Raw genomic sequence first — 16,617 nt, 5'->3', positions numbered from 1 at the left:
AGAAAACTGAACTTCAATTTTCTTTGGGTATTAGTTCAAATAAGAAGGAAAAGAGGAAACTGTGGATGTCTAACTGGGACACTAAATTTTTGAAAAAAGGTTTTACCTTTGATGATGTGCTTCTGATTCCAGCTGAAAGCCATGTACTGCCCAATGATGCTGATTTGAGTACCAAGCTTGCTGAGAATTTGACCTTGAATATCCCAATCATTACTGCCGCTATGGACACTGTTACAGAGAGTCAGATGGCTATCGCTATTGCCCGTGCTGGCGGTCTTGGAGTTATCCACAAAAATATGTCTATTGAGCAACAGGCCGATGAAGTTCGAAAGGTTAAACGTTCTGAGAATGGCGTTATTATTGATCCTTTTTTCCTAACGCCAGAGCATACGATTGCTGAAGCAGATGAGTTGATGGGACGTTACCGTATCAGTGGTGTTCCTGTTGTAGAAACTCTTGAAAATCGTAAGTTAGTAGGGATTCTAACTAATCGTGATTTGCGTTTTATTTCTGACTATGACCAACCTATTTCTCGCCATATGACCAGTGAGAATCTTGTAACGGCGCCTGTTGGAACAGATTTGGGAACTGCAGAGCGTATTTTGCAAGAACACCGGATTGAAAAGTTGCCTTTGGTTGATGATAAGGGCTGTCTTTCGGGTTTGATTACCATTAAAGATATTGAAAAGGTTATTGAGTTTCCAAATGCTGCTAAAGATGAGTTTGGTCGTCTTTTGGTAGCTGGTGCTGTTGGTGTTACTTCAGATACTTTCGAACGTGCGGAAGCCCTCTTTGAAGCGGGTGCAGATGCGATTGTTATTGATACTGCTCATGGCCACTCAGCTGGAGTTTTGCGCAAGATTGCTGAGATTCGCGCTCATTTCCCTGATCGCACCTTAATTGCTGGAAATATTGCAACTGCTGAAGGTGCACGCGCTCTTTATGAAGCAGGTGTGGATGTTGTTAAGGTCGGAATTGGCCCAGGTTCTATCTGTACAACCCGTGTCATTGCTGGTGTTGGCGTTCCCCAAGTAACTGCTATTTATGATGCAGCTGCTGTGGCGCGTGAATATGGAAAAACCATCATTGCTGATGGTGGGATTAAATATTCTGGAGATATTGTTAAGGCCTTGGCTGCAGGTGGAAATGCTGTTATGCTGGGTTCAATGTTTGCAGGAACAGACGAAGCGCCAGGCGAGACAGAAATCTTCCAAGGTCGGAAATTTAAGACTTACCGTGGTATGGGATCTATCGCCGCTATGAAGAAGGGCTCTAGTGACCGTTACTTCCAAGGTTCTGTCAATGAAGCGAATAAGCTAGTTCCAGAAGGAATTGAAGGCCGTGTGGCATACAAGGGAGCTGCTGCAGATATTGTCTTCCAGATGCTTGGTGGTATTCGCTCTGGAATGGGCTACGTTGGTGCTGCAAATCTGCAAGAACTTCACGATAATGCTCAGTTTATTGAGATGAGTGGCGCTGGATTGAAGGAAAGCCACCCTCATGATGTGCAAATTACAAATGAAGCCCCTAACTATTCAGTTCAATAAAAAATAAAACGAGGTCGGGAATTTTTCCTAACCTCGTTTTAAATTTACGATTTAAATTGACATATGTTTACAATTTAAAAGACTACAAAAGCTATTTTAATAACAATTCGATATAATTCGTTTACACTATAAGCAATATTTTGTAAATGAAATTTACAAAAACGTAAAGTTTGTGTAATGCTAGGATTGAGATACAATTTGTCCTTGCTGGATGGTGAAAATTTTTATATCTTGTGGAAGATTTTTTAAATGTTCTAAAGTTGTTGTAGTAATGAAAGTTTGAATATCCTGAGAGATAGTTTCTAATAATTTTAGTTGACGGTTATTGTCAAGTTCGCTCATTACATCGTCAAGCAACAAAATAGGTGTTTCCTTTGTAATGCTTTCTATTAACTTGATTTCGGCTAGTTTCAGTGATAAAACAAGACTGCGATGCTGACCTTGGCTACCAAAGTTGGCATCCATCTGGTTGATAAAAAAAGCAATATCATCACGATGGGGACCAACACCTGTATTTTTTTTGAATAGGTCACGTTTACGGCTACTTAATAAGGAAGAACGGTAAGTTTCTTCTAAATTGTCAATTTGGTGTAAAGGTATGGATGACAGATACTTGACAGTCAATTTTTCCAAATTTTGAGAGATGTCCCAGTGCTTGTCTTGAGCAAAGCTTTCTAACTTTTGCAAAAAATCCAACCGATGCCTTATGACACGACAGCCATAGTCAACCAGCTGCTCATCAAGGACAGTCAAGAAGGTTTCATCAACTTTTTCATTAGCTTTCAGATAGGCATTGCGTTGTTTAAGGACATGATTATAATTGGATAGATCTGATAGATAGACAGGCTTGATTTGTCCAAGCTCAATGTCTATAAATTTACGGCGTAGACTAGGGGAGCCTTTAATCAACTGTAAATCTTCAGGAGCAAAAAGGACAACATTCATCGTTCCAATGTAGTCTGATAATTTACTTTGCTTCAAGTGGTTGACTTTTGTGATGCGACCTTTTGGTGTCAAGTTAATGTCAAGGGGAACTTTACCAGTCTTTTTTTCTAAAATACCAGAGACAAAGAGATCATTTTCTGTAAAATGAATTAAATCCTTATCTGAGCGTGTGCGGTGGCTTCTTGTCAAGGCTAGGAAATAAATAGCTTCTAAAATATTGGTTTTACCTTGTGCGTTCTGGCCTAGAAAGACATTTAAGCCAGGATGGAAGTCAATATCAGCTTCCTGATAATTTCGGAAATGCTTGATTTTTAATGATTTCAGCCACATGATTAGATACCAGGGAAGCGAACAGGACTTTTAGTAGTTTTCTGCTTTTTAGGTAGCCCTGTATTCTTACGCTTTTCTTTTTTAGAAGTTTGAGATTTTTTTAAGTCCCTGTTCATAGATTTGACAAGTTCAGCAACTCGTTTTTTTTCTGCGATTTCTTTCTGGTGTTGCAGAATTTCTTCTTGACTAGGAGCTGTCAGATTAATTTCAATTCCTTGCTCAGGAAGGGAAATCTTATCATTGACACGGAGTTTTTTCCCTCGGCGGTTTTCTGGTTCACCGTTAAAAAGGACTGGATATTCACTTAGAAATGTTTTAATTGCTCCGCCGCTTTGGATAATTCCTGTTTCTTTCAAAAGGGCTTGTAGCGTGATGTAGTCATCAAATAATTTATATTCCATATTTCACCTCAACCCTGTCATTATACCACATTTGTTAGTAAAAAGTACTGAGGTTCTTTGGATAAAATCGGAAATTTTCTCCTGTTATCAGAAAACGTTTTAATCAGCAAAAAGCTTGGTGGAACAAACAAATCAGAGGCATTTCATGATATAATAGTAGTCTATATTATTCAGTATGAGGGGCGTCATGGAAATCACTAAAGGAGTTCGTCTCCATTTTATTCAATCAGAAAAATTTAAAACAAACAAAATTAGGGTTCGTTTTTCAGCGCCTATGTCCAAAGAAACAGTAGCTGGTCGGGTTTTAACAGCCAGCATGCTAGAGACTGTCAATGCTGTTTATCCTACTTCGCAGGCCTTCAGGGAACGTTTGGCCAATTTGTATGGAGCTGATTATTCTACGAGTCTTTCAAGGAGAGGATTGGTCCATTATTTAGATATCAATCTTTCTTTTGTGCGGGATAAATTTTTGAGTCGCAAGAATGTCCTGACAGATGCCATGCTTGATTTTTTGAAAGCCAGCTTGTTTTCTCCATTGGTAAGTCAGGACGCTTTTGATGAATCTGCTTTTGAAATTGAGAAGAAAAATATCTTGAATGATTTGGATGCTGAAATTGAGAATCATTTTTATCATGCTCATCGAGAATTAGATAAACTCTTTTATGAAGAAGAGGAAATGCAGATGCCTCGTCTTGGGACGATTGAATTAATTCAGAAAGAGACAGCTGCAAGCAGTTTTGCTGCTTTTCAGCAGATGCTTCAGGAAAATCAGATTGACTTTTTCTTTATTGGGGACTTTAATGAAGTGGCTGTTCGGGAGAAAATTCAATCTTTCAATTTTGCGCCTCGCCAGCAAGAACTTCAGCTAGTTTATCAGCAAGAATATTCCAATGTTTTGCGAGAAGGACTGGAGCAGAAGGACGTGCATCAGTCAATTATTGAGTTGGGCTATCACTTCCCTATTCAGTACGGAGAGAGTGAGCACCTGCCTTTGGTCGTTTTAAATGCTTTGCTAGGTGGCTTTGCCCATTCGAAATTATTTGTCAATCTTCGTGAAAAGGAAGGGCTGGCTTATACAATTTCTAGCAATTTTGATATTTTTTCAGGAATGATGCGGATTTACGCTGGTATTGACCGCAGCAATCGGACCAGAACAGTTGCTTTAATCAACCGGCAGATTCTTGATTTGAAGCGCGGAAATTTTAGTCTGGAAGAACTGAATCAAACCAAGAAAATGCTGAGAAATTCAGTATTGTTAGCTCAGGATCGACAGAATACAATCTTAGAGAGAGCTTATATGGCTTCTGTTTTAGGGAAAAAATTCTTATCTCTTGAAGCTTGGTTGGAAGCTTTGGAACAGGTTCATAAAGATGATATTATCAAGGCAGCTGGTCAGTTGAAATTACAAGCTATTTACTTTATGGAAGGAAAATAATGCAGGGAGAAGTGTTAGAAAAAATCAATTATTCAGCAGTGGGAGAAACGGTCTATCAGAGAGTCTTGGCAAATGGTTTGCGTGTTTTTCTTCTGCCTAAAAATGATTTTAATGAAACTTATGGGATTATCTCAACTAATTTTGGTTCAGTGGATACAGGGATTGTTTCACGTGAAACCAAGCAGGTCACTCAATATCCGGCTGGAATAGCTCATTTTTTGGAACATAAGCTTTTTGAAGGCCCGCAAGGAAAGGATTTGATGCTGGAATTTACTAAGCTAGGAGCTGAGAGTAATGCCTTTACGAGCTTTACTCGGACTAGCTATCTATTTTCTGCAACGGATAATATTTCAGAAAATCTACAGCTTTTGCAAAAACTAGTGCATCGGGCTGATTTTACAAAAGAATCCATTTTGCGGGAACAGGATATTATCGGCCAAGAAATTGAAATGTATCAGGATAATCCGGATTATCGTCTCTTTTTTGGAGCCTTGGCCAATCTCTATCCTCAAACACCTCTGGCAGAAGACATTGCAGGAACGAAAGAGTCTATCTCTGAGATTACCGTCGAAAATTTGAAGGAAAATTTCAGTAACTTTTATCATCCTTCTAATATGACTTTGTTTGTGATTGGTAATTTCGATTTGGAACAGATAGCTGCAGAGATTGCTGAACAGCAGCAAAAACTAGTTTTTCCTAGGAGTTCGGAATCTATTGAAAAAATTCCTGTTAGCCTTCACCCAGTGGTATCAACGGATACTCACCGAATGGAGGTGGCGAGTCCAAAACTGGCAGTTGGGATTCGAGGGACAGACTTTGTTGATGAATCGGAGCTGTATCGCTATAAAATCACTTTGAAACTCCTATTTGCCATGATGTTTGGCTGGACTTCCAAGCGTTTCCAGTCCCTCTATGAAAGTGGGAAAATGGATAATTCTTTAACGCTGGAAGTGGAAGTAGAAAAAGATTTTCACTTTGTCATGCTGACGATGGATACTCAGGAACCGGTGGGACTTTCTCATCAATTTCGCTCAGCCATCAAGAATTTTGACAAGGATCCGGATGTGACAGAAGAGCATTTGGATACGATTAAAAGCGAGATGTTTGGTGATTTTCTGCACGGTTTAAACTCGCTTGAGTATATTGCAACTCAATATGAACCGCAGTTGACGGGTGAGAATCTGTTTGATTTGCCGAAAATTTTACAGGACATCAGCCTGAATGATGTGATAAAACTAGGTCATCGTTTTATCAATCAGTGTGATATGACAGATTTTACTATTTTTCCAAAATAATTCCAGAATCGTTTTTAAAATTTTGTTAAAATAGTGAAGAATAGAAATAAGGGAAAAGTACGTATGAGAAAAAAAACGATAGGAGAAGTGTTGAAGCTTGCTCGGACCAATCAAGGGCTGAGCTTAGAGGAATTGTCAAAAAAGACAGATATCCAGCAGGATTTGCTGGAAGTGCTGGAACGAAATGACTATGATTTGCTTCCTAGTCCTTTCTATGCCCGCAGTTTTTTGCGGAAATATGCTTGGGCTGTAGATTTGGATGAGTCTATTATTCTGGAGGCTTACGAAGCTGGTGAGATGATTGTCTTTGATGAAGTGGCACTGGCAGCAGATGAGGAATTCAGGAGTAGAAAAAATAAAAATAAAAGCTCTTTTCTGCCCTTGTTCTATTTCCTCTTATTGGCTTCAGCTATTGCGGCTTTCGTGGCATACTATATCTGGAGTTATGCTCACACTAATTCGGTAAGTTTCAAAGCATCTAACAGCAATTATAGTCTGGTGTCTTCTACAAGTACTAACAGTCAGAAGATTTCCTTTTCTTCGGCTGATTCTAAGTCAGTTTCTTCCTCGGCTAGCAAATTGACAGTTAGTGGAAACGGAGATAATTTGACTGCTGAGTATAGCGGAGCAGGTCAGCCTGTTAAAGTGACCGTTTCTGTGGAGCAAACAACCAATTTGGTAAGCATAAGCGATTCAGAACTAGCCGAAGGCATCACCTTATCTCCTGAAAAATCAAGCCAGACGGTTTCTCTTGAGCCAGGCAATAAGTATCTTATTACGATAGCACCTGTTAAAGGAGCAACTGTGACGATAGAGGGACAAAAACTAGATACTTCGGCTTTGACTAGTGATAGTGGAACCATTAGTTTGAACATTACGAAAGGATAAAAACGAAGGGAATCCCATGAAAAAAGAAAATATTCCAAATGCCTTAACTCTTGTTAGAATTGCTTTAATCCCTGTATTTGTTGTGATTTTAACATTCGGTCATTCTTACACCATGCATATCTTGGCAGCTTTTATATTTGCTTTTGCCAGTATAACTGATTATCTAGATGGTTATTTGGCACGAAAGTGGGAAGTGGTAACAAACTTTGGTAAATTTGCTGATCCCATGGCTGATAAGCTTTTAGTGATGTCTGCTTTTATCATGTTGATTGAGATGAAACTGGCTCCTGCCTGGGTTGTGGCTATTATTATTTGCCGGGAATTGGCAGTAACAGGTCTGCGCTTGCTTTTAGTGGAAACAGGCGGTACAGTCTTAGCAGCTGCTATGCCAGGTAAAATCAAGACCTTCACGCAGATGTTTGCTATTATTTTTCTACTGATTCATTGGACTCTCTTAGGACAAATCCTTCTGTATATCGCTTTAATCTTTACGATTTATTCTGGATATGACTACTTCAAGGGAAGTGCCTATCTCTTTAAAGATACCTTTAAATAATATGGAAAATATCATCGAAGTAAGAAATCTTAAGTACAAATACGATAGTGAGTCTGAGAATTACACTTTAAATGATGTCTCCTTTCAAGTAAAAAAAGGGGAATGGCTGTCTATTGTCGGTCATAATGGGAGTGGAAAATCAACCACAGTTCGTTTGATTGACGGTCTTTTAGAAGCGGAAAGCGGAGATATTATTATCTCAGGTGATAAGCTAACAGCTGAAAACGTCTGGGAAAAACGCAGACAGATTGGCATGGTATTCCAAAATCCAGATAATCAGTTTGTCGGAGCAACTGTAGAAGACGATGTAGCCTTTGGTTTGGAAAATCAAGGGCTAGCCTATGATCTGATGGTAGAGCGAGTCCAGCAGGCATTAGAGCTTGTCGGTATGCAGGATTTTAGAGAACGTGAACCAGCTCGTCTTTCCGGAGGCCAGAAACAGCGAGTAGCTGTTGCAGGTGTGGTAGCTCTGAGACCGGATATTATTATTTTGGATGAAGCAACTAGCATGCTGGATCCAGAGGGACGTTTGGATCTTATCCAGACCGTGAAAAAAATTAAAGATAGTAATCAGCTGACCGTCATTTCTATCACTCACGACCTGGATGAAATAGCCTTAAGCGACCGTGTTTTGGTTATGAAAGAGGGTCAGGTTGAGTCTACCGCTACCCCGAGAGAGCTTTTTTCTCGAGAAGATTTGGAAGAGCTAGGATTGGATCAGCCATTTGTTAATCAGGTAAAGGCGGCTTTGCGTCAGTCAGGGTTTCCTCTGCCAGACACTTACTTAACAGAAAAAGAATTGCAGGATCAACTATGGGCATTACTCTCAAAAACGTAAGTTATACTTATCAAGCTGGCACCCCTTTTGAGGGACCAGCGCTTTTTGGAGTGGATTTGGAGATAAAATCCGGCAGTTATACAGCTCTTATCGGGCATACTGGCAGCGGTAAGTCAACAATCCTCCAGCTTTTAAATGGCTTGCTAGTTCCTAATCAAGGCAGTGTTGAAGTAGGCAGTACAGTCATCACGGCTGATTCTGTCAATAAAGACATTAAACAGGTGCGCAAGAAGGTCGGTCTAGTCTTTCAATTTCCGGAAAGTCAAGTTTTTGATGAAACAGTTTTGAAAGATGTGGCTTTTGGCCCTCAGAATTTTGGTGTTTCTAAGGAAGAAGCCGAAGCTTTGGCGCGTGAAAAGCTGCACTTAGTCGGAATTTCTGAGGATTTGTTTAATCGCAGTCCTTTCGAACTTTCTGGTGGCCAGATGCGCAGGGTGGCTATCGCTGGTATATTAGCCATGGAACCTGATATCTTGGTTTTGGATGAGCCGACAGCAGGGCTTGATCCATCCGGTCGAAAAGAACTGATGAGGCTTTTTGAAGAGCTGCATCGTGCCGGTATGACCATTGTTTTGGTAACTCACCTAATGGATGATGTAGCCAACTTCGCTGATACAGTCTATGTTTTAGATAAGGGCAGAGTCGTCAAGAGCGGTCAGCCTGCTCAGGTCTTTCAGGATCTTGATTTTATGGAGAGTATTCAATTGGGTGTTCCTAAGATTACAAAATTTGCACACGAATTGGCGGAGAAAGGGATGAATTTCTCGCATTATCCTATTACAATTGAAGAATTCAAGGAGATCTTGCATGGATAAGTTGATTTTAGGTCGCTATATTCCCGGAAATTCAATCATCCATCGTTTGGATCCGCGGAGCAAGTTGCTGGCGATGTTTCTTTTTATTCTATTAATTTTCTGGGCTAATAATCTTGTGACCAATCTGCTGTTGTTTGTTTTTGTTTTTAGTTTGGTCTTGCTGTCCAAGGTTCCTTTGAAGTTCTTTTTAAAGGGTATCCAGTCCATGGTTTTTATCATAGCTTTTACTACCTTGTTCCAGCTGTTTTTGACCTCAGGAGGCGCTACAATTTTTCAGTTTGCTTTTTTCAGAATTACAGAAGCAGGACTGTCACAGGCTGGCATCATTTTTAGCCGCTTTATTCTGATTATTTTCTTTTCTACTCTTCTGACTCTGACAACGACCCCCTTAAGCTTGTCTGATGCCGTGGAGTCTTTGCTGAAGCCTCTGAAGGTTTTCAAGGTGCCAGCACATGAGATTGGCCTGATGCTTTCTATGAGCTTACGTTTCGTTCCAACTTTAATGGATGATACTACTCGGATTATGAACGCCCAGAGGGCGCGTGGTGTTGACTTCGGTGAGGGAAAAATCATTCAAAAGATTAAATCTATTATTCCCATTCTAATCCCTTTATTTGCTTCCAGTTTTAAAAGGGCAGATGCTCTAGCTATTGCCATGGAAGCGCGCGGCTATAATGGAGGTGAAGGTCGGACACGTTTTCGCCGTTTGGCATGGAAAAGAAATGACAGCTTGGCTATTATTAGCTTATTTATATTAGGTATTCTGCTTTATATATTGAAAAACTGACCTGCTGTTTAAAGTGTTTTTAGAGAATAGTATAAGTTAAAGTTGTCTATTTTTTACTTGATCAAAGAAAATATTTGGCAAAAAAGCTCTAAAAGTCTGTTTTTAATGTCTAAACTAAATGTTCTTGTAACGTTTGACTTGGTAATGTAACTTTTTGGTAATATTTTATGTGTAAGATAGTATTATCACCGAAAGGAGAATTACTTTTTAATGAACAAAAAAACAGCAAAATGGACTTTAACAGGTGCAGTCGCTGCAGCGGCTTTCTTGGTTTCAGGTATTGCGAATGCTGAAACCTATACAGTTGAAGCCGGTGATACTTTATCAGCTATTGCTAACGAAAAAAATACAACTCTTGAGAAATTAGTAGAGTTAAACAAGATTGCAGATCCAAATCACATCCGTGTTGGTCAAATCTTGGAACTTGGAAATAGTGCCAAAACGTCTGAAACAAGCGTAGCAGCAACTGCAACTCCCGTAAATAATTATGCAGCACCTGCAGCAACAGCTAATTCAGCAGCAACATCAGGAGGCCTTGTACTTAGCAATGGTAATACTGCTGGTGCAACTGGCTCTTATGCAGCATCACGTATGGCAGAAATGACAGGTGTTCCTGCATCAACTTGGGAAGCTATCATTGCTCGTGAATCAAATGGTCAAGTAGATGCTTACAACGCATCTGGTGCTAGTGGTCTTTTCCAAACGATGCCAGGTTGGGGATCAACGGCTACTGTTGATGATCAAATCCAATCAGCATATAGTGCCTACAGTGCTCAAGGACTTTCAGCTTGGGGCTACTAAGATAGAAATAAAAAAACCACAGATTTCTGTGGTTTTTTGGTTTACATAAAGTTGACAATTTATAAGCAGAAAATGATAGTGTAGATAAAGATTTAAAGGGAACAATCTTATCTAGATCGACAAATGTGTAAAGTTATGAAAAGTGTTCGTTCAATATTTTTAAAATGTGCTTGGGAGAATTAGCCAGCAAATCTGCTCCGTTTTCTAGTAACTCTTTTTGGTTGCCAAAGCCCCAAAGGACTCCCAGAGTTGAGATTCCTACTTCTTTACCGCCAATTATATCAAACTTTGTATCGCCTATAATTATGGTTTCTTCTGGATTTGCATCTAGTGTTTGCAGAGCTCGACGCAGAACATCTGCTTTGTGAAATGAATCTGGCAGTGAGCCAAAAATATCATCAAATTGCTCAGAGATAGCTAGATTTGCTAATAAATCTTGTGCTGTGGGTTGATTCTTACTCGTTGTTACATAAATCTGATAACCAGCTTCTTTTAACTGTGTCAGCAATTCTGGTATCCTCTCATAGAGGCGGACATTCCAGATGCCTTTTTCCTTATAGAAGCTGCGGTAATAGTTAATCGCTTCTGGAACTTGGCTTTCTTCAAGAACAGAGGCGAAGCTTACTTCCAGAGGCGGCCCCATAAAACTTTTTATAATACTTTCTTCAGGGCACTCTTTTCCAAGTTGTTTGAAGCTGTATTCAAAGGATTCTTGGATGCCCTTTGAACTGTCAACTAGAGTTCCATCCAAATCAAAGAAGATATATTTCAAATGACTCATCTTGTCTCCTTGTTTACTATCTAGTAAATCTACTTGACAAATTTGTCAAGGTTATTCTCCAAAGATTTCTTTTGAAAGTCTGCGGCCTGTAGGTGTTGTAGCTAGGCCGCCTTCAGCTGTTTCTCTGAAAGCAGTAGGCAGACTTGACCCAACTTGATACATAGCATCAATGACTTCGTCAACAGGAATTTTAGATTCGATTCCCGCAAGAGCCATATCAGCTGCAATAAAGGCGTAACTGGCTCCCATAGCATTTCGCTTGACACAAGGCACCTCCACTAGACCAGCTACTGGATCGCAAATCAAACCCAGCATGTTTTTAATGACAAAACAAATAGCTTGACTGGCTTGAAAAGGTGAACCTCCAGCAGCTAGAACTAAAGCAGCTGCACTCATAGCAGAAGCGGAGCCAACCTCAGCTTGACAGCCACCTTCAGCACCCGAAATTGAGGCATTATTGGCAATAACTAGGCCAAAAGCGCCTGCAGCTAATAGAAAGTTTAGCTGTTCTTCTTCTGAGAGTCCTAATTTTTCAATGGCTGATGTAAGAACAGCCGGCAGACAGCCAGCGCTGCCGGCAGTAGGTGTTGCACAAACTAAACCCATTTTAGCATTATGCTCATTGACAGCAATAGCATTTTTTGCAGCAGTTAGCACAGTGTGGTCTGATAAAGTTTTTCCTGACTGGATATAGTGGTCAAGTTTTGCTGCGTCTCCGCCAGTCAATCCGCTGCGAGACTTACTCTCATCAAGTCCAAGAAGGACAGAGGCTTTCATGACTTCCAGATTGCGACCCATCAGTCGCAGGATTTCATCTCTTTCACGACCAGTTAATTCATACTCGGTAGCAATCATCAATTCAGCAACATTTCCTTGGTAATCTAGGTCGGCTTGCTCTACTAATTCTTTGATGGAATAAAACATATTTTCTCCTACTTAAAGAAATTCACATTGTGCAGATGAGGAATATTGCGAATTTCATCGATGGCTTCCTCACAGCTACGGCTGTCAACTTCAATAATCATAATTGCTTTTTCTCCAGCCTTCTCACGTGTAACATTCATCTGAGCTATATTGATATTGTAGCGTGACAGAGCTTCGGTGACATGGGCAATCATACCTGGGACATCCTGGTGGACAATAATGATGGTCGGAGTATTCATGCTCAGAGATACTGAAAAACCATTCAACTCTGTTACTTGAATGTTGCCGCCACCGATAGAGACTCCAGTCACAGTGATTGTTTTATGGTCATTTTTGATTGTAATCTTTGTCGTATTTGGGTGGGGTGCATTGCTATCCTTTTGAATCGTCCAGACAATCTTGATACCGCGTTTATAGGCGATTTCAAGGCTGTTAGGAATCTCTGGATCATCTGTATCCATACCTAAAATCCCTGCTACAAGAGCTAAGTCAGTTCCGTGACCTCGGTAAGTTTTGGCAAAAGAGTTAAAGAGCTGGAATTCTACTTCTGTTGGCTCATCATTAAAAATAGAGGAGACAATTTTTCCAATACGGACGGCGCCTGCTGTATGGCTGCTTGATGGGCCTATCATCACAGGTCCAATAATATCAAAAACAGATTGAAATCTTAGTGAAGTCATGATTTCTCCTTGCAGCTTATTTATTATTTTCATTATAACAAAGTTAAGGGCTTTCTGCTGATTTTTTAAATGAATTAAAAGTAGATATTATAAAATTTCGTTAGATAGGAAAGTAAGTGAGAAAATCAATATATTTACAAAGTTGTAAACATAATTTACAGTTAATAAATTTAGTTAAATTTCTGATTTGTTTTCCTAGTCCTTTCGTGCTATAATAGGCCTTGCTCAAGCGACCTTCAATCGTTGAAAGCACAGCACGACCTTCAATCGTGAAATAACGAAAAGATGGGAGAACACAATGAGTAATAACTCTAAGACTCGTGTCGTTGTTGGTATGAGCGGAGGTGTCGATTCATCAGTAACTGCTTTGCTCTTAAAAGAACAAGGTTACGATGTGATTGGCATCTTCATGAAAAACTGGGACGACACAGACGAATTTGGTGTCTGTACAGCCACAGAAGACTACAAGGATGTAGCTGCTGTTGCAGATCAGATTGGCATTCCTTACTACTCTGTCAACTTTGAGAAAGAGTACTGGGATCGCGTTTTTGAATACTTCTTGGCGGAATACCGAGCTGGTAGGACTCCAAATCCAGATGTCATGTGTAACAAGGAAATCAAGTTTAAAGCCTTCCTTGACTATGCCTTGACACTGGGTGCAGATTATGTGGCAACGGGTCATTATGCTCGAGTGGCGCGTGATGAAGATGGAACAGTTCATATGCTACGCGGTGTAGACAATGGCAAGGATCAGACTTATTTTCTGAGTCAGCTGTCTCAGGAACAACTGCAAAAAACTATGTTTCCTCTGGGTCATTTAGAAAAGCTAGAAGTTCGAGCAATTGCTGAAAGAGCTGGTTTAGCTACAGCTAAGAAAAAAGACTCGACAGGTATTTGCTTCATTGGTGAGAAGAATTTTAAAGAATTTCTGAGTCAATATTTACCAGCCCAGCCTGGTCGAATGATGACCTTGGAAGGCCGAGATATGGGCCAGCATGCTGGGTTGATGTATTATACCATTGGCCAGCGAGGTGGTCTTAGAATTGGTGGTCAGCACGGCGGAGATAATGAGCCTTGGTTTGTGGTTGGAAAAGACCTCAGCCAAAATATTCTTTATGTGGGTCAGGGATTTTATCATGACAATCTAATGTCAACCAGCCTTGACGCTAGTCAGGTTCATTTCACAAAAGAAATGCCAGAAGAATTTACTATGGAGTGTACAGCTAAGTTTCGCTATCGTCAGCCGGATTCCAAGGTGACAGTTACTGTAAAGGGTGACAAGGCAGTTGTCAACTTCGATCAACCACAAAGGGCTGTTACTCCAGGTCAAGCAGTCGTCTTCTATGATGGAGAAGAATGTCTAGGTGGAGGCTTGATTGACAGAGCTTATAAGAATGGTCAAGTCTTACAGTACATTTAGATTGACAATTCAGCTCAATCTGCTACAATAAGATAAGCAATACCTATGATGGTCAAAGCTCATGGATGTTGCAGGCTTTTTTGTCCTGCACTTCTAGAGACTTGGCCTTTTTTGGTGAAAAAATGAGGAAAAAAGAAAATGACATACAATTTTACTGAAAGTTATGATATTGTCGTGATTGGGGCAGGCCACGCAGGAGTTGAGGCGTCTCTGGCTGCCAGTCGAATGGGCTGTAAAGTTCTGCTGGCAACCCTCAATATTGAGATGCTGGCTTTTATGCCCTGCAATCCATCTATCGGAGGATCTGCTAAAGGGATTGTTGTCCGTGAAGTAGATGCTTTGGGCGGTGAGATGGCAAAGAATATTGACAAGAGCTATATTCAGATGAAAATGCTGAACACTGGAAAAGGTCCGGCAGTGCGGGCTCTTCGGGCGCAGGCGGATAAGGAAGTCTACTCCAAAGAAATGCGGAAGACTGTCGAAAATCAAGAAAATCTGACCTTGCGGCAAACTATGATTAATGAAATCTTGGTAGAAGATGGTAAGGTAATTGGGGTTAAGACAGCGACCCATCAGGAGTATGCGGCTAAAGCTGTCATTGTTACGACTGGAACAGCCTTGCGAGGAGAAATTATCATTGGTGATCTCAAGTATTCATCAGGCCCTAACCACAGTCTGGCTGCCATTCCTTTAGCAGATAACCTGCGGGATCTAGGTTTTGAAATTGGTCGTTTTAAAACTGGAACGCCTCCGCGTGTCAAGGCATCATCTATCAATTATGATGTAACCGAGATTCAGCCAGGTGATGAAAAGGCCAATCATTTCTCTTACACATCTCGAGATGAGGACTATGTGAAAGATCAAGTTCCTTGCTGGTTGACTTATACCAATGCGGAAAGTCATGAGATTATCCAAAATAACCTGCATCGGGCGCCTATGTTTTCAGGAGTAGTCAAGGGAGTGGGGCCACGCTATTGCCCGTCTATTGAGGATAAGATTGTCCGTTTTGCAGACAAGGAACGCCACCAGCTTTTCTTAGAGCCTGAGGGACGTGATACAGAAGAAGTTTATGTACAGGGGCTATCAACAAGTCTGCCAGAAGATGTACAGAAGGACTTGGTTCACTCTATCAAAGGTCTTGAAAATGCTGAGATGATGCGGACAGGCTATGCCATTGAGTACGATATGATTATGCCTCATCAGTTACGGGCAACCTTGGAAACTAAGAAAATTTCAGGGCTCTTTACAGCAGGTCAGACCAATGGGACTTCTGGTTACGAAGAAGCTGCTGGTCAAGGAATTATCGCTGGGATTAATGCGGCCTTGAAAACCCAAGGTAAGCCAGAGTTGATTTTGAAGCGTAGTGATGGTTATATTGGAGTCATGATTGATGATTTGGTCACTAAAGGGACGGTAGAACCTTATCGACTCTTGACTAGTCGAGCTGAGTACCGTCTGATTCTCCGCCACGACAATGCCGATATGCGTTTGACAGAGATAGGACGAGAAATTGGTCTGGTAGATGATGAGCGTTGGGCTCGTTTCGAGATTAAAAAGAATCAATTTGACAACGAGATGAAGCGTTTGGAATCTATCAAACTAAAGCCTGTTAAGGAAACAAACGCTAAGGTAGAAGCGCTAGGCTTTAAGCCTCTGACAGATGCAGTAACTGCCAAAGAATTTATGCGGCGTCCGGAAGTGTCTTACCAAGATGTAGTTCAGTTCATTGGTCCGGCGGCAGAGGAGCTTGATGAAAAGATTATCGAGCTAATTGAGACAGAGATTAAGTACGAAGGCTATATTTCTAAAGCTCTTGATCAGGTTGAAAAGATGAAGCGCATGGAAGAGAAGCGGATTCCAGCTAATATTGACTGGGATGATATTGACTCGATTGCGACTGAAGCGCGACAGAAGTTTAAGAAAATCAATCCAGAAACAATTGGTCAGGCTAGTCGTATTTCTGGTGTCAATCCAGCAGATATTTCCATTTTGATGGTTTACTTAGAAGGCAAGTCTAGAAGCATTTCTAAAAATCAAGCGAAGTAACTCTTGTAAAAGGCTTAGTTTCCTTTGGGAAGCAGCCTTTTTGTGTAAATTTACAAGAGGTTTACAACGTTGTAAACTTTGAAAGGCTGTTTTTCGCTTTCTTTACCCTTCTTAAATGCTTTACTTAT

Annotated in this window: 16 protein-coding genes; 11 read left to right on the top strand and 5 right to left on the bottom strand. The window is 40.6% G+C overall.

Annotation, left to right across the window (positions count from 1 at the left end):
- Positions 1 to 65 precede the first annotated feature (65 nt).
- Complete coding sequence (gene guaB, locus D8877_RS07965) at positions 66 to 1,547, top strand: IMP dehydrogenase (RefSeq protein ID WP_002910933.1); 1,482 nt, start codon at positions 66 to 68, stop codon at positions 1,545 to 1,547.
- 180 nt (positions 1,548 to 1,727) lie between these two features.
- Here guaB and recF read toward each other — a convergent pair whose 3' ends face one another.
- Entirely contained in the window at positions 1,728 to 2,822 is a 1,095-nt protein-coding gene (recF, locus tag D8877_RS07960; protein ID WP_125341461.1) for a DNA replication/repair protein RecF, read from the bottom strand.
- 2 nt (positions 2,823 to 2,824) lie between these two features.
- Entirely contained in the window at positions 2,825 to 3,223 is a 399-nt protein-coding gene (gene yaaA / locus D8877_RS07955) for a S4 domain-containing protein YaaA (RefSeq protein ID WP_061589494.1), read from the bottom strand.
- A 187-nt stretch (positions 3,224 to 3,410) separates the two neighbouring features.
- Here yaaA and yfmF point away from each other — a divergent pair, with 187 nt between their 5' ends.
- The 8 genes from yfmF (at position 3,411) to D8877_RS07915 (ending at position 10,638) form a co-directional block, all read left to right on the top strand.
- Positions 3,411 to 4,658: an EF-P 5-aminopentanol modification-associated protein YfmF gene (gene yfmF / locus D8877_RS07950; protein ID WP_312023229.1), complete on the top strand. Its 1,248-nt coding sequence runs from the start codon at positions 3,411 to 3,413 to the stop codon at positions 4,656 to 4,658.
- Positions 4,658 to 5,953 carry an EF-P 5-aminopentanol modification-associated protein YfmH gene (gene yfmH, locus D8877_RS07945; RefSeq protein ID WP_125341463.1) on the top strand — a complete coding sequence of 432 codons (1,296 nt, stop codon included), beginning with the start codon at positions 4,658 to 4,660 and terminating at the stop codon, positions 5,951 to 5,953. Before yfmF ends, yfmH begins: the two co-directional genes overlap by 1 nt.
- 33 nt (positions 5,954 to 5,986) lie before the next feature.
- Positions 5,987 to 6,841 (top strand): cytoskeleton protein RodZ, encoded by an 855-nt coding sequence (gene rodZ / locus D8877_RS07940; RefSeq protein WP_125341464.1) that lies wholly within the window; start codon positions 5,987 to 5,989, stop codon positions 6,839 to 6,841.
- A gap of 16 nt (positions 6,842 to 6,857) precedes the next feature.
- Positions 6,858 to 7,397 carry a CDP-diacylglycerol--glycerol-3-phosphate 3-phosphatidyltransferase gene (gene pgsA / locus D8877_RS07935; RefSeq protein WP_111676877.1) on the top strand — a complete coding sequence of 180 codons (540 nt, stop codon included), beginning with the start codon at positions 6,858 to 6,860 and terminating at the stop codon, positions 7,395 to 7,397.
- A gap of 1 nt (position 7,398) precedes the next feature.
- On the top strand, positions 7,399 to 8,235 hold the full coding sequence (locus tag D8877_RS07930) for an energy-coupling factor ABC transporter ATP-binding protein (protein ID WP_172454776.1): 837 nt from the start codon (positions 7,399 to 7,401) through the stop codon (positions 8,233 to 8,235).
- On the top strand, positions 8,211 to 9,050 hold the full coding sequence (locus D8877_RS07925; protein WP_002894262.1) for an energy-coupling factor ABC transporter ATP-binding protein: 840 nt from the start codon (positions 8,211 to 8,213) through the stop codon (positions 9,048 to 9,050). The genes D8877_RS07930 and D8877_RS07925 overlap by 25 nt, the downstream gene beginning before the upstream one ends.
- Complete coding sequence (locus D8877_RS07920) at positions 9,043 to 9,837, top strand: energy-coupling factor transporter transmembrane component T family protein (RefSeq protein WP_111676873.1); 795 nt, start codon at positions 9,043 to 9,045, stop codon at positions 9,835 to 9,837. The genes D8877_RS07925 and D8877_RS07920 overlap by 8 nt, the downstream gene beginning before the upstream one ends.
- Positions 9,838 to 10,047: 210 nt before the next feature.
- Positions 10,048 to 10,638 (top strand): LysM peptidoglycan-binding domain-containing protein, encoded by a 591-nt coding sequence (locus D8877_RS07915; RefSeq protein ID WP_009659542.1) that lies wholly within the window; start codon positions 10,048 to 10,050, stop codon positions 10,636 to 10,638.
- Positions 10,639 to 10,771: 133 nt separating this feature from the next.
- Here D8877_RS07915 and D8877_RS07910 read toward each other — a convergent pair whose 3' ends face one another.
- The 3 genes from D8877_RS07910 to sdaAB are packed head-to-tail and all read right to left on the bottom strand — an operon-like array spanning position 10,772 to position 13,023.
- A complete protein-coding gene (locus D8877_RS07910) occupies positions 10,772 to 11,419 on the bottom strand; it encodes an HAD family hydrolase (protein ID WP_111676871.1) in 648 nt (215 codons plus the stop codon).
- Between the two features lie 51 nt (positions 11,420 to 11,470).
- The gene (gene sdaAA / locus D8877_RS07905) at positions 11,471 to 12,343 is read right to left on the bottom strand and encodes an L-serine ammonia-lyase, iron-sulfur-dependent, subunit alpha (protein ID WP_111676869.1); all 873 of its coding nucleotides are present in this window, start codon (positions 12,341 to 12,343) and stop codon (positions 11,471 to 11,473) included.
- 8 nt (positions 12,344 to 12,351) lie between these two features.
- A complete protein-coding gene (gene sdaAB, locus D8877_RS07900) occupies positions 12,352 to 13,023 on the bottom strand; it encodes an L-serine ammonia-lyase, iron-sulfur-dependent subunit beta (RefSeq protein WP_111676867.1) in 672 nt (223 codons plus the stop codon).
- 274 nt (positions 13,024 to 13,297) lie between these two features.
- Here sdaAB and mnmA point away from each other — a divergent pair, with 274 nt between their 5' ends.
- Positions 13,298 to 14,443 (top strand): tRNA 2-thiouridine(34) synthase MnmA, encoded by a 1,146-nt coding sequence (mnmA, locus tag D8877_RS07895; RefSeq protein WP_260468701.1) that lies wholly within the window; start codon positions 13,298 to 13,300, stop codon positions 14,441 to 14,443.
- A 138-nt stretch (positions 14,444 to 14,581) separates the two neighbouring features.
- Complete coding sequence (mnmG, locus tag D8877_RS07890) at positions 14,582 to 16,489, top strand: tRNA uridine-5-carboxymethylaminomethyl(34) synthesis enzyme MnmG (RefSeq protein ID WP_125341465.1); 1,908 nt, start codon at positions 14,582 to 14,584, stop codon at positions 16,487 to 16,489.
- The last annotated feature ends 128 nt before the right edge of the window (positions 16,490 to 16,617 follow it).

This window comes from Streptococcus sanguinis (assembly GCF_003943735.1).
Classification (GTDB): Bacteria; Bacillota; Bacilli; order Lactobacillales; family Streptococcaceae; genus Streptococcus; species Streptococcus sanguinis_E.
The sequence above is the reverse complement of the archived record's forward strand: the minus strand, read 5'-3'. Positions and strand labels throughout refer to the sequence as shown.